At 43.6% G+C, this 17,003-nt stretch carries 4 protein-coding genes; 3 read left to right on the top strand and 1 reads right to left on the bottom strand.

What is annotated here, in order from left to right:
• The first annotated feature begins 348 nt into the window (after positions 1-348).
• Positions 349-1,125 carry a tyrosine-type recombinase/integrase gene (locus A3756_RS04745; protein ID WP_068515027.1) on the top strand — a complete coding sequence of 259 codons (777 nt, stop codon included), beginning with the start codon at positions 349-351 and terminating at the stop codon, positions 1,123-1,125.
• A 170-nt stretch (positions 1,126-1,295) separates the two neighbouring features.
• Complete coding sequence (locus A3756_RS04740) at positions 1,296-1,847, top strand: PEP-CTERM sorting domain-containing protein (RefSeq protein WP_068515024.1); 552 nt, start codon at positions 1,296-1,298, stop codon at positions 1,845-1,847.
• Positions 1,848-2,100: 253 nt separating this feature from the next.
• Here A3756_RS04740 and A3756_RS04735 read toward each other — a convergent pair whose 3' ends face one another.
• Positions 2,101-2,877 (bottom strand): site-specific integrase, encoded by a 777-nt coding sequence (locus A3756_RS04735; protein WP_068515018.1) that lies wholly within the window; start codon positions 2,875-2,877, stop codon positions 2,101-2,103.
• A 965-nt stretch (positions 2,878-3,842) separates the two neighbouring features.
• Here A3756_RS04735 and A3756_RS28595 point away from each other — a divergent pair.
• Positions 3,843-16,808, top strand: a complete 12,966-nt coding sequence (locus A3756_RS28595; RefSeq protein WP_068553003.1) for a thrombospondin type 3 repeat-containing protein — start codon at positions 3,843-3,845, stop codon at positions 16,806-16,808.
• Positions 16,809-17,003: the final 195 nt, after the last annotated feature.

Genomic DNA, 17,003 nt, shown 5'->3' with positions numbered 1-17,003 from the left:
AGCGGCACCGGGATATTTGATCATTGCTTGGAGGCGACATTCGACCGCCGTGCGAAATGCGCGACCGTTGGTATGTTGTTGTGGCACTAAACTCTCAGCGGTGACAAGTCGCGCTAATCTTAGCTGCTCTCGCGTCATGTACACATCCTCAGTAGACCGAAGAGACTGTTATTTTACGTGGTAAACAACACATAAAAATAGCCTGTATTTCTGCACCAATAACCCATACATTGGTACATAGTTACTATACCTTTGTTTCTAATGGTTATTTGTTCTAGTAAGAGTGCTGTTTGGCTAAAAATAGTGGCTATAATTACCTTTAACTTGCTCCAAAATTAGGAGGCAAAAATGGAACACTTATTTGAAAAACCAAAGCAGTTATTTGAATACCGTGTTTTTGCGCAAAACCGTGAAACTTCAGGTTACCTATGCTCTTACACTTGGAATGAGTTAATCGACCATAGAGCATCGCTCTTCAACATTGATAGTAAGTACCCAAGATATTTGGTAAAGCCAGAGATATTGACGCTACTTAATAATGAAAAATATTTACCCAGAAGGTTGTTGTTAGATTTAATGTGGAGTACTGGAGCAACTGTTTCTGAAGTTCTAGGTTTAAAGCGTGAAAGCTTTAAACGGTCAGGAAGTGTTATTTTGAAGCGGCTTCATAGTAGGGCTGGGAGGCCCACAAAAGCTCAGCAAGAAATGATCTCATCTCGATCTATCTCAATTAAAGATTCGGATCTAAAAGATCGTATTGAGTCTTACATTATTGGAAACCAAATTAAACACAATCAAAGACTTTTCGGTGTGGATCGACATACTGTAAATCGTCATATACATAAACTGGTCGAACGTTCGGGAGGCTCCCCCTTTAATATAACCGCTGAAACCTTTAGACATAGCTTTGCAGTGCATCTAATGCTCTCGGGAGTACCTCAAACTAGAATCAGAAAACTTTTGGGCTTAAAAAAGTACCATCAAATAGAAAAATATGAAAGAGCCATTCCCGAAGATGTTGATGATGTTTTAAGAGGTGTACTAGATAATTACCAATACCTGTGTCTTTATCTTTCTGAAAGCGGACGTTGGCGGTTTTTGTTTACTTTGGTCAAATTAGGCTAGTAATAGCTCTCTTAAGTCATAGCGTTAACATCATGTAATTTTTTGTAAACTTATGCTACATGAGTCACGGATTGCATTAGTGAATGATGTTTAAATGGACGTCCATTTTTTACGTACGTCAATCTATTGCCGGTGAAGTGTGTCGGCAGAATTTAACAAGGAAATTGTTTATGTCTAAGTTACTATGCGGTCTAGCAGCCGGTATTCTAGTAATCAGCTCTACAACAGCTAACGCTGGATTAATTGGAGATACGGTAGATATTAAAGACAGGTTTGGCACACAATCAGCCGTTGTCGGGGCAGGGAGTGAGACGCGCACAGGTGGGTATGGTTTTGGAGTAAGTCATTTTATCAACTTGTCGGACAACGAGCTCTCAATTGGACTGGTTAATAGCTCAGCGACTCAGTGGGACTGGTCTGGATCAAATGGTGATTTCTGGGAAGTTCTAAATATGGATTCTGTTGTAGACTCTTCAGCAGTAATTTCAGGTTTTTCACAAGTTACAGGCCATTCTCTATATAGCTTTGATACATCGTTTTCAGACCACGGTATCCGAGTTGATATGGCAGGATTAAGTCCTTTTAGCATTGCTTCCGGGGATTTCGTTAGCTTTGATTTTTCCTTTGACTTTAAAGCGGTTAGTGTTCCTGAGCCAGCTACATACTCGCTGCTAGGTCTCGGGCTTCTAGCTATGGGGTTTGCGCGTCGTAAAGCTAAATAGTAGTCCAGAGTTTAGCGCAGCAGCAGCTCGGGGGAAGCCCTGAGCTTCCTCGAGAGATAAGGCTTAAGAAGCAACTTTCTTAAGGCTCTTCCTTTTTTGAATGGCGGCGATACATAGCTGTAATTACTTCGAGTTCTATGAAGGCTCATTTTCGAGCTATGTCAGTCATCGATCTTATTGTATAGCAGATTACTAAATGAATAGGGCGTTATCTTGGGTTAAATTGTATTGTTATTCCTTAACGAACAGCTTGTTAATTCTTATTCAGATTTTTTAGCGCATCATTAAGCATTTCCTCTGGCGGCTCTTCATATATAAGAGTTGTTGAGGCGTTTACATGCCCAGCAATTTTCTGAGCCACTTTAACTGACTTCTTCTGTTTATGGATCACATCTGTTATCAGTGAACGGCGACCACTATGTGAACTTGCTTTCTCGATCCCGGCCCAATTTCGGAGCATGAGAGCCATATGTTCCTGAAGTGTATTAGGAGAGTAGGGGCCACCTTTCTGGGTGATAAAGAGTGGATCACCAGGCTTTAGGTGTGATTCTTTTGATATACGAATTTGTAAATACTCAGTAAGAGCCCGCCTCAAATCAGTATCAACCATGGGAAGATCACGGGATTTACCTTTATGTTGTTTCACAGGAGGATAGAAATCTTCAGGGTTTACGTCAGCACCTACCTGAACCAGTTTTTCAACTTGACGTATCATTTGATCAAATGCTGACTTCTTAAAGCTGATGGTTTTGCGCTCATATTTACTCTTTGAGCGTTTCATGGCATCAGCGCCTTTCGTATACGAGGCGGGTAAGGTCATCACCTGAAGTAATGTGAAGTCGCAACGAGAAGTTAGTTGTGCAATCTCTTTTATTTGTAGCAAAGCAATCTCTTGCGCTCGCAATCCGAGCTTGAAACTGATTTGCATAATTGCAGTATTTTTCTCTGGATGACGGTTTTGCAGAATAACTTCGAATAAATGATGCTGTTCGTCTAAAGAGGGTACACGAGCTTGTCCATTTTTAGGCATAAATCAACCTTGCAAACAAAATCCGTAATAATGGGAATTTAACGGATTATAGGGCTATAAACAGAATTTATACACTTTACTTTTGATTCTATAGAGGTGTTACTACTAAGGATTATATAAATAAAATGTCAAAGCCTGCAGTAAAAAAAGGCACTTACAAGAGTTTTGCCTTCAATTACCCCAGCCGGTGGTAATTACCAATTTGATAGGTAATTCTTGGTAATTTATGTACTCTTATTAAAACACGCTTTGGCGAAGCGCTGTTTATAACGCACTTTTGTATTAAAAGTGCACCTCCTCAGCAAAAAAAGAGAATCCCTTTTAGTGCATACTTGAGAACACACCATACGTTGTAAAACATGCACATTCAAAATCAAAATACTCGAATATTGGTAATCCAGATAATATCAAAAACTGCTTTAACTGAAAAAAGCACCCTCATAAGTTAGTTTGCCCAATTTATAGATATAGTTGTAATTTTAGCTTTTTAGTTGCAAAAGTTTAGTTCTTTAGTTGCTCACCCACAAGTACCAGTCAATTACGCTTCACCAGAATATATAAGTGCGCATAATATATATTATGTTAAATAGATCGTGGTTATGTATATGGTGATTCGCTTCGTTATCATGTGTTCTACTCTGCTAATAAAACGCACTACCATCGGCACAATAATGTAGCAACACTTCTTATATGTGTGACCTATTCAGTTCCTTTGCATTATTGACTGTTATTTCCGTGACATAGTTGTTAACAAAAGCGGAACAAAGTGTGTAATGAGTTATTGGTGGGCATCTGCGACGATGAATGCTGGGAATAATGCCTCTACGGCAATCAGTCGAGGTATGTTGGTTTCACTGAAATAGTGAAGTTGATAAAACGAGCTATACTATTTAGCTGCTCCACCTTGTTTTGTTTTATCAAATTTTCTTTTTGTTAAGAACTTCTCTTCTGTCTGGAGATGCTGCATGTGTAAAAAACTATTGGGTTTTATGAAAGGCAGAGGATTCACGCTTGTCCTAAGCTTTTTCCTAGCATTTTTTTCACTTGTGGTGCATGCAGCAAGCCTTAGTGGCGTAGTGAAAGATCATCAGGGAAACTTAATTGATGGTGCGAGCGTAACTCTCTTTGAAGTATTGCAAGATGATACTTTTCTTCAAATTGGAGACACCCAAAAAGTTAGTTCAGATGGCGCCTATGAATGGGATGTTTCGCCTAGTAGTTATGTGCTTCGAGCCTCTTTTATAGCATCGGATGTTTCGCTTTCTGGTGCGCCAAATAGTGTAGCTATCTCATCCGAAGATTTTGAAGTTTATGTAGATACAATACGTGATTTACAGTTCGATTTTCTTGTCCTGTCTGGCAAGGTACTTGATACTAATAAAGCCCCTATCCCCAATGTATCAATCGAAACCAGCACGGTCTGGCACGGTCCTGAGCAAGGCCCCCTACTTCAGTTATCGACACGTAGTTTGGATCATGCCAGTGGTAGTGCTAGTACAGATGCTGAAGGCAACTATGTTATGTTGCTGTTCCCTAGTGATACCTGTATTGAATCCGGTTTTTACCCAGACAGCACTGACTGCTTGTATGACCTTACCTATACTCCAACAATCGAAAGTGGCTTTGCGACCTTTGTAAGATCTGATCTTGCCCTTAACAACGCGCTTAGTCTCGACCAGGAGCTAGTTCTACTTGATAGCATAATACCGAAAACTATTGCCGGGCCTTATGTTAAAAATATTAGCAACCAATCTGTGGTAATAGAATGGCAGACCGATGAACCGGCTAGAAGTACAGTTCAAGTGGTTGGTGGAGCGGTTTTTAAAAATAACCGTTTTCTAACAGAACATAGCGTTGTTATTAATAACCTGGATTCAAACACCGATTATGACGTAAATATTTCGACACGAGACGCACAAAACAATAGTTCTGAAACGCAAGTTCTAAGCTTTACCACTCAAAGTATTAGTGCTGACTCATTAGCGCCACAGTTTGTCCAACCTTTAGCAGCGACGTCTATCGGAGAAACCCAGTTTACGGTGGCTTTTTGTGCTAATGAGCCAGTGCAAGGAAAGTTTATCGTTGACGGAGCTGAGTATTTACTTAATGACTTCTCTCGCTGCCATAACTTGACTGTAGGTGATCTAAACTCGAATCAGACCTATGCGGTGTCAGTAGAAGTTACTGATATTAGCGGTAATGGCCCAACTCAGAGCCATATTAGTAGAGTTAAAACGCTAGCAGCGGCAGACTTGAACCCTCCTCTAATCGTCGCCGGGCCAACGGTTACTGATATTTCAGATACAGTAGCTGTAGTGAAATGGACGACAAACGAAGCGGCTAGCAGTGCAGTTTCATTTAACGATGGTATTAGTTACCGGGTTCAGAATAACACTGAGCTTGTAAGCGATCATTCAGTTCAGATTACAGGGCTAAGTGCTAATACGCTATATAATTTAACCGTTGCCTCAAATGATGCCGCTGGCAATAGAGCAACACAAACTCGGGAGATCCAGTTCCAGACAGCTTCTACTTCCGATACTGAACCGCCATTAATTATTGGGCGTGCTTTAGTTGAAGATGTATCAAACACTAACGCGATGATTAGCTGGCGTACCGATGAATCATCATCTTCTGTTGTGTCCATTGGCACAGAGCCTGATAACCTAAGCCGTGTCGAATCATCTCCCGGCTTTTCTGCAAAGCACCAATTGAGCGTCACTAATCTCTTACCTGCGAGTACTTATTACTTCTCAGTCGAATCAAGCGACCTAAGCGGAAATCAAGTTCATAGCAACGTTTCTTCTTTTACGACCCAATCGCAAAGTGTCTCTAATGGTTTTGAAATTATTTCACAGCCTGTTATTGAGCGTTTGACGGGTAACAGCATCACTTTAAGTTGGAAAACGAATCGATACTCAGATAGCCGTCTAATTTGCGAATCGGTGAACGGGATTAGCGAGGTAAATAAAACAGAATTAAGCAAAAACCATCTTCTTACTCTAATTGGATTAGAGTTTAATACTGCATATCGCTGTGTGGTTTATTCGACGGACATAGAAGGTTTTATTGCTAGCAAAGTGATTGGTGCTTTAAGTACAGAATTTGTAGATTCAACCCCGCCAAACTGTATAACACCACCTACAGCCCAAGCATTTGTTAATTTTGCCGAAGTCACTTGGGAAAGCAGTGAGCTAGCAGTAATAAGCCTTAACTACAGGGAAAAAGGAGCAAGTACTTGGAGTCAGCAGGCGAATTCAGAATTAAGAGAGACGGGACTAGAATTACTGAACGGGCTATTACCTGACACCAATTATGAGTATCAAATAAGTTTGACTGATGCTGTAGGTAATAGTGCTGATTGCGCTATAGCGGAGTTTAACTCTGGAACTGAAGCTAGTGCACCTGAGCTCCCTGCCCCCTTATTTACAATTCAGCCTTTCGTTAGTGATGTTAGCGCGTCTAGCGCAATCGTCAACTGGTCAACAGAAAAGGCATCAACAGGTCAAGTTCGTTATGGCCTCACGTCTGACGAAATGAACCAGCTTGAATCCGATTTCAACTTTACCGCCGCTCACGCTATCGCGCTTAATAACTTGCAAGCAGAAACAACTTACTTTCTTCAGGTAGATGCTTTCAATTCTGAAGGTGAGCAAAGTATTAGTGAGACGATAAGTTTTACAACGGAGTCAAACCCAACAACCGAGCTAATACCGCCGAAAATTATTTCGGGTCCATTCGTAAAAAACATAAGTGACGTATCTGCAGTCGTAGAGTGGGTGACGGATAAGGAATCCGATAGCACGGTCGTAATTAGCGGAGGTGATACATTTTCCCGCCAAGATCTAACGACTAATCATTCTGTAGTATTAAGCGGCTTATCAGCTGATACTGCCTACGAGACGCTTGTATTTTCAATTGATGATAATGGCTTAAGTTCTGAGCAAGTGCCAGCTAACTTTAGAACATCCCCCTTACCCGATTCCGATTTACCATTTTTTGTCACCGGACCAACTATTAGCTCAATAGACTATGACAAATTTACCGTATCATTTTGCGCTGATGAGCCGGTAACAGCTCTTGTTACTGTCGTCACCGTCGGCACGGAAGACAGCAGCGATTTTCCCCTTGATAGTGCCGCTACTTGTCACCAACTTGTTGTACCTAGCCTTACACCGCGTACGCAGTATTCAGTTGTTGTTGCTATCTCCGATATTGCTGGAAATGGGCCTGTATTAAGCTCACCACAAACGGTAACCACACTATTTGAACTTGATATTTCTGCACCTGAAATAACTGGACCCATCGTAAGTGACATAAGCCAAACGACCGCAATCGTTCGCTGGACGACTAACGAAGCAGCAGATAGTGGTGTTTCCTATACGGACGGGAATAGCACTAATACGCTTCAAAGCGAGTCCTTGGTTCGTTCGCATGAAATGTATTTAAGTGGTCTAGATGCTAATACTACTTATGTCTTAAGGGCGTCTTCCACTGATGCAGCCGGGAACGGGCCGAGCATTTCCGCGCCTGTTGAATTTACTACTTTAGCTTTGCCTGACACGACAGCACCTCAAATTATCGCAGGGCCTATTGTTGAAAATATTACAGTTAGCAGCGCAGACATACTTTGGTCAACTACCGAGTCTTCATCTCGTACGGTTCGTCTGGGGCTAAGCGAAGAGTCCCTAGATCAGACTTTTACTCTAAATGGATTTTCTACTGAACACAGCGTTCCTGTTTTCAACCTTGCTGCCGACACCCGATATTACTTTAGGGTCGAGTCTTCAGATCTTTCTGATAATACCGTTACCAGTAATGTGCTTTCATTTAAAACCTTATTACCCGGTGTTGCGCCCGTTACACTAGAAATTGTAGCAGAGCCAGTCATAGAAAATGCCAGTACTGATTCGCTGACTGTTAGCTGGAAAACAAATCTTGATGCTGATAGCCGGTTAGTCTGTGAGGCTGAGCAAGCTGTTAGCGAGTTTGAGCAAGCAACAACATTCTCCAGCTCTTCGCAAATTGCACCCTACTTTGCTGCTGCGCCAACCCGGTCAATTGAAGAACAATACATCGTTTTACTAAAAGAGCCCGAAAACGCAACGCAGAGCTCAAGCAGAAATCGCAGCATATACTCCCCTTCACCGATCAGCCCGCAGTTTTTCGGGCTCTCTAAAAACCAATCTCCTGAGCAGCGTAAGGCATCAGTTCAGGCATTGGCTACTGATATATCTAACAAAGTCAAAGCGAAGGCGGTGCGCCAATACTCCAGTTCAGTTCCTGGTTTTGTGCTAAAAATAAAAGCTGAAGAATTACAGAATCTTCGCAACGACCCTCGCGTACTTTTGATAGAGCAAGATCAGGTAATGAGTGCTAGCGTAACGCAAAACAGTGCGACATGGGGCCTTGACCGAATCGATCAAACTGCTTTGCCGCTTGATACCACCTATAGCTATGAGCTAGATGGTAGTGGTGTAAATGCCTATATCATCGACACGGGTATACTTACTTCGCATAGTGATTATGCAGGTCGAGCTACAAGTGGTTGGGATTTCATTGATAATGACGCAGACGCTTCTGACTGTAATGGCCATGGTACTCACGTTGCTGGAACCGTTGGTGGCAACACTTGGGGTGTTGCAAAAAATGTAAATATGACAGCGATTAGAGTACTTGATTGTAATGGTTCAGGAACAGCTTCGGGCGTAATTGCAGGTATTGATTGGGTAGCAGCAAATGCTAAATTTCCTGCTGTAGCAAACATGAGTCTTGGTGGCGGAAATTCAGCGGCACTAGATGCTGCAGTAAACCGGGCGATTGATGCTGGAATTACTTTTGCTGTAGCGGCGGGTAATTCAAATATAAATGCTTGTTCCGGGTCGCCAAATAAAGTACCTGCTGCGATCACAGTTGCGTCGTCAACTCGATATGATAGCCGCTCAAGCTTCTCAAATTGGGGAGCATGTATTGATATATTCGCGCCAGGCTCAGATATTACGTCGACTTGGAGCAATGGCGGTACCAATACTATTAGTGGTACCTCAATGGCAACACCACATGTTGCCGGAGCGATAGCACTCTATTTGCAGGCTCACCCAGATGCTTCGCCGGCTGAAGTAGCTTCGAGTATGACTGGATATGCTTCAACAGGTTTGATCAGTCGCTTAAATGGTTCACCAAACCTTCTACTTAATATAGCTTTCGATGGTGAGACTGAGCTGCCAAGCCCTCCTCCAACGCCACCGCTTGAAAAAGTCACTTATGAAATAAGCGATCCGCAGAGAGTCAAGCACCATTTGTTAACCTTAACGGGCTTAGCTGCTAATACGACTTATTCTTGTAATGTTTATTCTTCGGATATCACAGGCGATACAGTTAGTGCGCCGCTAAGAGGCTCAACGGCAGCTGTACCAGATACAGAAGCCCCAGAATGTGTCGGTGAACCCTCCGCAACGGGCTATGTCGATTCGGCACAACTTACTTGGTCTTCAAGTGAGCTGACTACCGCATTGCTTAATTACCGCCCCGTTGGCGCGGCTGACTGGTTAGAAAGTGGCACAATCAATTTATCTACACAAGATTCTCTGCTACTTACAGGCTTGACTCCCGAAACGGAGTACGAACAACAAATCACTTTAACTGATGTGGCGGGTAATAGTGCTCAATGCCCGTTAGGATATTTTGAAACTATCGCACCAGGAACGATTCCAGACGCGGTATTTAGCTTGCAGCCCGTTGTAAGTAATATCAGCGAGCATAGTGCTACGGTCAGCTGGAGTACCGTCCAACCATCTACTGGCAATGTCCGCTATGGTGAGGCCGACAGTGATTTAACTAAACTTCGTTCAGATAATCGTAGCCTCAGCAATCACAGCCTGGAGCTTTTGAATCTCGAAGCTAATACCATGCATTACTTGCAGGTTGATGCATTTAATATCCTTGGTGAGAAAACTAGTAGTGAGATTGTTAGCTTTACAACGCTTCATTTCGATAATGACTTTGATAATGACGGTGTAAGTAATGATGTGGATAACTGCCTGTTTACGCCAAACCCAGACCAAATCGACAGTGATAATGACGGTGCCGGGGATGCTTGTGACCCGCCTGTATTGGTCGACAATGACTTCGACAACGATGGAATACTGAATGATGTTGATAATTGCCCGACCACGCCGAACGCTGATCAAGCTGATAGCGACAACGATGGTTTGGGTGACGCCTGCGATGCGCCGAATAATAATGACAATGACTTCGATAATGATGGCGTACTTGACGACAACGATAACTGTCCATTGGTTCCAAATGCTGATCAAGCTGATAGCGACAATAACGGTATTGGCGATGCTTGTGACGCCCCCTTAGTATCTGACGATGATTATGATAACGACGGCATACTGAATGATGTTGATAATTGTCCGTTAATTCCAAACACTAACCAGCTTGATAGTGATAATGATGGAGTTGGTGATGTTTGCGATACCCCGGCCCTAGCTGATTACGACAGGGACGGTATTCCAGATGAAAGCGATAACTGCCCTTTGATTCCGAATAACGATCAGGCTGATCGTGATAGCAATGGTGTTGGCGATGCTTGTGATGTTCCGCTTATCTCAGACGACGATTATGACAATGACGGTGTACTTGACGGAGTCGATAACTGCCCATTAACACCTAACCCGGATCAAATTGATAGTGATAACGACGGGATTGGTGATGCCTGTGATGCGCCTATCGTTATCGAAAATGACTTCGATAACGATGGAATACTTGACGAAAATGACAATTGTCCACTAATACCCAATGCAGATCAGAGTGATCGTGACGCTAATGGTATTGGCGATGCATGTGATGTCCCCGAAATTATTTCACCACCGCCACCGGAATTAGTTGGTATTAGCTTAAGTGGTGTAGTTAATGGTGAGGGAAGCCCCGTTGGAGGAGCCGAAGTAGCAATCTATAATAGTCAGAAACAATATCTGAGTTCTGTGGCTACATCGTCGGACGGTGCGTACTTATTTGAAAATATGAGTGCTGGCGATTATTTCATTGGTGTTACTCCGCCATCAGAAAGTGGCCTCAGCAATCCTACCCTGCAGGAAATAAGTATTGCTGGTCGCGACGTCGTTCACTTGATTACATTGATAGGTGACGCACTGACCTTATCTGGTTACCTAAAAGATAGTCAGGGGCGCGTGATCGATAAGGTTCAAGTAAGCTTGCATCAGCAGAGCACTGGTAACCAGGTGGGCAATAAAGTACTCACTGATACACAGGGTTATTTTGAATTTGCAGTATCGCCGGGCAACTATAAGCTAAGACCTTTACTCGATGTGTTTAACTCAGCTAGCGTTTCGGCAGTTCCTGCTTATCCAGTACCCGATTACGCGGCAATTTTTCATGAGCCGCAGAATATTCAGGTTAGCGCGAATACTTCTCTCGATATTACGCTGCCACTTGCTTTGCTTTCCGGTAAGACTGTGGATGCCTTTGGCAACGCAGTGCCTGGCGTTGCGCTAACAATTCAACATCAATTCTCTACGACGACTCAGGACTACTATCTCGAAAACTATGCGACAGACTCCTTAAGCAATGCGATATCTGACGATAATGGCGACTTTGAATTCGCGATTTTCACTGATCAGCCAGTCGACATTATGCTTACGCCTCCGGGAGCGCGCAACGACCTAGCTGTGACAAGTATCCAGGATTTCAGTATCAGTGAAGATACACGTCAAAACTTCACTTTAGTCGAAGGTGTATCGCTTTCAGGTGTCTTGCAGGACACGCAGGGTCGACCTATAGACAATACTAAACTCAGCTTGCACCTCCAGGAAAATGACGCCCAAGTTGGCGGCGCTGTTTATACAGACGAAAATGGTACTTATCAATTTCAGGTTGAGGCAGGCACCTACAAAATTAAGCCTCATTTGAACCCTTTTGGTCGTGGCGAAGATTCAAGACCAGCCTATCCCTTACCTGATTTTGCAACGGTGTTGTTTGCAGAAGAAAATATTGTTGTTGAGTCTGCTACGGTTCAAGATGTGATCTTGCCAATGGCCATTTTGAGTGGAACCGTTAGCGACAAAAATGGCGCACCAGTTGCCGCTACGCGCGTGACAATTAGCCATATCGCGTATCAGCAAAATGGAAACAGTGACAAAGGTTTCTATCTGGAGAGTCAGGGCAAGTCGCCTGCGACACATGCTTTGAGTGACGCAAACGGTGAGTTTTCAATAGCGCTGTTTACTAACCAAAGTACCGATATTAATTTTGTGCCGCCGCTAGGCAATCAGCTTGTTAGTAGTACGCTAATTAGTGATTATGTCATTGCGCAGGATACAGCTGATTCTTTCGTTTTAGCGCAGCCTTTCACTTTATCTGGCTACCTGTTAGATGAGCAGGGCAACCCGATAGACCATACAATGATTACCGCACATAATCAGAGTAATCGTCAACTTGCTGACACACCCGTTCTCACCGACAGCGAAGGTTATTTCGAGTTTAAAGTTTCCTTTGGAAACTATCAGTTAAGGCCTTACTTACAGACCCAGAATCAAGTTGATGACGAGGGTGTTGTTACGGCTTACCCTGTACCCGATTATGCTGCAGTTTATTACGCTGCCAGAAATATTAGTGTTTTCGCTAATACCTCAGTTGATGTAACGATTCCAATGTCAGTATTAAGTGGAAAAGCACTCGATGCCAACGGCGTCGCTGTTCCGGGTGTTAAATTGCGAGTAGATCATGCATATACGCGTGATTCGATCAGCTACTACATGGAAAATACTGGTGATGGCATCAACAGTAATGCGATCAGTGACAGTAATGGTGAGTTTGCATTCGGCTTATTTACAAATCAAGAAACTGGCATATCAGTTAATCCTCCAGAAAGTTCAGGGTTCGCTATCACCAATGTTAGCCATACTATTACCCAGGAAACCAGTGAAGATATCTGGCTAATTCATAGTGATTTTGCAGTACCAACAATTATTGCTGGTCCTTATGTTAAGCATATCACCGACTCAAGCGCTGTTATCGAATGGACAAGTGATAAACCTGGCTCAAGCATTGTAGATTTATCAAACGGCTTACGTTATCAATCAGACACACTAAGCACTGAGCATAGCGTCGTCGTGACAGGGTTGGGCCCCGAGACTCTTTATCAGGCAGATGTCCATTCATTAGATAAAGATGACAGGGCCTCTGAAACACTAAGTACCAGTTTTACAACGCTTGCTGTACCGGATTATCGGGCACCCCTGATACTAGAAGGCCCTTATGCATCAAATATAACGCATGAGCAATTTACCTTATCTTTGTGTGCAGATGAGCCGGTTAGAGGCTCGATATATGTTGATGATCAACACTTCACTCTTTCGGATTTAGCGATTTGCCATCAAATTCTTATCGAAAGTTTGAGTCCGAATACTGCGTACACAGTTATTGCTGAAGTAAGTGATGAGCAAGCTAACGGCCCTACAACAAGTCAGGCAATGACTGTCACCACCCTGCCCGCCCCCGACATCAGCGCTCCGAACATCTTACTGATGCCAATGGTTATTGACATTTCCGATACCAGTGCGACAGTTATCTGGACGACGGATGAAGCATCAACAAGTGGTGTATCTTATAACGATGGCAGCCAATACCATGTGGTAAGTGATCAACGTTTTGTCTTAGAGCACTCAATGCCTTTGGCAGATCTTTTACCTGAAACAGAATATACCTTAACGGTATCTTCCACAGACAGGCATGGAAACGGCCCGACTATCAGCACGCCGATAACCTTTACAACCCTGGCCTCACCAGACACCATGGCACCCATTATTATCGGCAGCCCATTAATACTGAATATTACACATCAAAGCGTCGTCATTCGCTGGAAAACTAGTGAGCCTGCAACGACTCGTCTAGTAATCGGTACTTCGATAGATGAACTTGAGCAAATTGAAAGTAAAAACGGTTTAAGGGCTTCGCATACTTTGCCAGTGACCGGCTTACAGCCTGATACATTTTATTACTTCCAAGTTCAGACCGCTGATGCGCAAGGTAATCTTGCAATGAGTGAGGTTATGTCCTTCCGCAGTAAAGTTAGAGGCCATCAAGGCGATCCTCACTTTATGTCGGAAGTGGAGGTTCTCGAACTTAGCGGTGCCACGCTGAGTGTCTACTGGGAAACCGATGTAAACGCTGATGCGCGATTGGTATGTACAAGCGCCGCCGCGACGCTTGAAGTGCACGTATCTAAACCAACTAAGAAACACACGCTTACTTTGACCACTTTAGTGGAAGGTAATAGCTATACTTGTACGGCATATTCCACTGATCATCACGGATATACAGCAAGCAAGCAAATTAATACGCTTATCGAAGTTGCCTCTAGTAAGCTAAGAAGTATTTCAACAAGTTCAGACAACACTGCGCCAATTCTGACCGCAACACCGGTTCTTGAAAGTTTCGGTGAGCTTGCAAGCTTAAGCTTAGTAAGTGATGAATTGTCGGTTGTATTTGTAGAATATAGACCTGAAGGTTCTGCTGATTGGCAAGCAGCGGGCTCACAATCCGAGAAGCTGGCACACTTTATTCTTCTTCAAGAGCTAATCCCCAATAGCAGCTATGAGCTACGATATGTGTTGGCTGACATTGTGGGCAACCAAACATCTTTCCAAACAATTTCTTTTAACTCCGGTAGCTTGATCGATCTACCCTTGCCTGCTTTCAGCTCGCAGCCGGACGCAAGCTTTATTTCAACAAACACAGCGCTTGTTGAATGGGCTAATACCGATCAAGCAATTGGCCAGGTAAGCTTTGGTACGGCGATTGATGACTTATCTTACAAAGAAGCCAATATAGATAGTGGACTGAGTCACCAAGTGAATCTTGTGAACCTTGATCCTGCGACTCATTATTATGTTCGTGTAGACGCTTATAATTTACTTGGCGAAATGGTTAGCAGTGACACCCTTAGTTTTGTTACGTCTGCTACAAGCGATAATGCAGACAGTGATAATGACGGCTTGCCGGATGTATGGGAGATCCAGTTCGGCTTGGACCCACAAGATGCCAGCGATGCATTTATTGACCAAGACAACGATGGTTTGAGCAACCGAGAGGAATTCGCTGCGCAAACTGACCCTAATAGCGCTGATAGCGATGTGGATGGTATTCCAGATGGTTGGGAGTTTGATCACAACCTCAACCCAAATGATGCAGCAGATGCTAGCCTTGATACTAACAATGACGGCATAACGAATTTGGATGAATTCCTTAGTGCGGCAGATACTGAGGCGCCGGTGATTGATTTGGTTTCTGAAATTACGTTGGCGTCTAATGGGCCATTAACTGCAGTGCCAATGAGTAATATTAGTGCAAGCGATAATGTTGATGGAAGTGTCGCGCTTATTAATTTAGATGAGACCCACCTACCACCGGGGCATCACATAGTTAACTGGCTCGCAGAAGACTCGGCCGGTAATAGAACAATTGCCAGCCAGTCTATACAGATAATACCGCAACTTTTGTTAAGCAAAGCTCAGGTCACAAGTGAAAACAATCGTGTTTCAGTTAACTTGAGCTTATCTGGGGAGGCACCAGTTTACCCTGTGCTTGTTCCTTACAGTCTTGGTGGTACAGCTAACGAAAATGATTACGACTTACTTACTAGCTCAAATGTCACCGAGCAGTCCACTAAGGTCAGCGGTGTCGTCATTTTTGACGAAGGCATGACTGCCGAGCTAGTACTAGAAGTCTTAGATGACCAAATTGTTGAAAGTGATGAGCAGCTTATCGTTACATTTAATGATCCGGTCAATGCGGTGATAGGTGCGAACGAGCAGCATCAGATCACGATTACAGAATCGAATATTGCCCCTAGATTAAACGTGACCGCAGAGCAAAATGGTTTGGCGCTTACAACGCTCAGTTCAGGTGAAGGCTTGGTGACTATTCATGCGCTTGTTGATGATTTAAATTCGGCTGACTCACACTCATTTGACTGGAGTAAAACCGACAACCAGCTAGTAGACCTTGACGGCGACTCAAGAACGCTTACCTTTGATCCGGTCAATTTAAGTACAGGCGTATATATCGCCGAAGTGAGTGTTACAGACAACGGTACGCCAAGTAAAGCTTCAAATGCACGTATAAATCTTAGAGTGATTGATACCTATCTTACATTGTCGGCAAATGACGATTCTGATGGTGATGGAGTCAATGATTTCGTCGAGGGGCGACTAGATTCCGACTATGATGGTATCGCTGACTACCTTGATTTTATTGACGGTTCAGCTTTGTTGCAGCACCGAGTAGGCAGTGACGATGAATATCGCTACCTAATGCAGGTTGAATATGGAGCGTCTCTATCCTTAGGCACAGCCGCTATGACGGACCCTAATGGCGGCGCATTACTCAGTGCGTTAAATCTGGGGGATATGGGATTAGAAACTGATGCTGAATTCGACTATGCCAGCGGCCTATTTGATTTCGAAATTCATAATGTGTTGCCAGTTGGAAGTAGTATTCAACTCGTTATTCCGCTTATAGAACCGATTCCTGAAGAAGCAGTGTATCGTAAATTAGATCCAATATACGGCTGGCAGAACTTTGAACTTGATAGCAATAACCAACTATATTCAAGTGCAGGAGAGCCAGGCATTTGCCCTTCTCCTGGAAGTACTGCTTATCAACCAGGCTTAACGCAAGGCCACAACTGTCTAATGATGCTAATAGAAGATGGCGGTGCCAACGATGCAGATGGCCAGGCTAATGGTACTGTGCTTGATCCAGGGGGCGTTGCCAGCTTAGTTTCTGAACCAGTAACTGAACCCACTACGAGCAAGGGTGGCAGTGGTGGCGGTTCAGTCTTCTGGATGCTGTGGCTTGTAGCGTTGCTTGGTTTAAAGCGAATTACACTAAGAGAGCGCCTTTAATTGAGTTTTATATCTTACGTACCAGAAAACCTGGTGCGTAAGATAAACGGGTATTTAATTCCCTCTATGACCCGCAGTGACGCTGTTTAGTGGGTTACGTAATCCTTAAATGTCGCTGGCTCGGCCAGAGATAGCGCTGAGCATTTCTTCTGCCTCGTCATAAGACATGTACTTTGCAACGGCGTAGGTTGAGTT

The sequence above is a fragment of the Oleiphilus sp. HI0086 genome (assembly GCF_001635225.1).
Note: the sequence above shows the minus strand (reverse complement) of the source record. Positions and strands in the feature narration are given on the sequence as shown.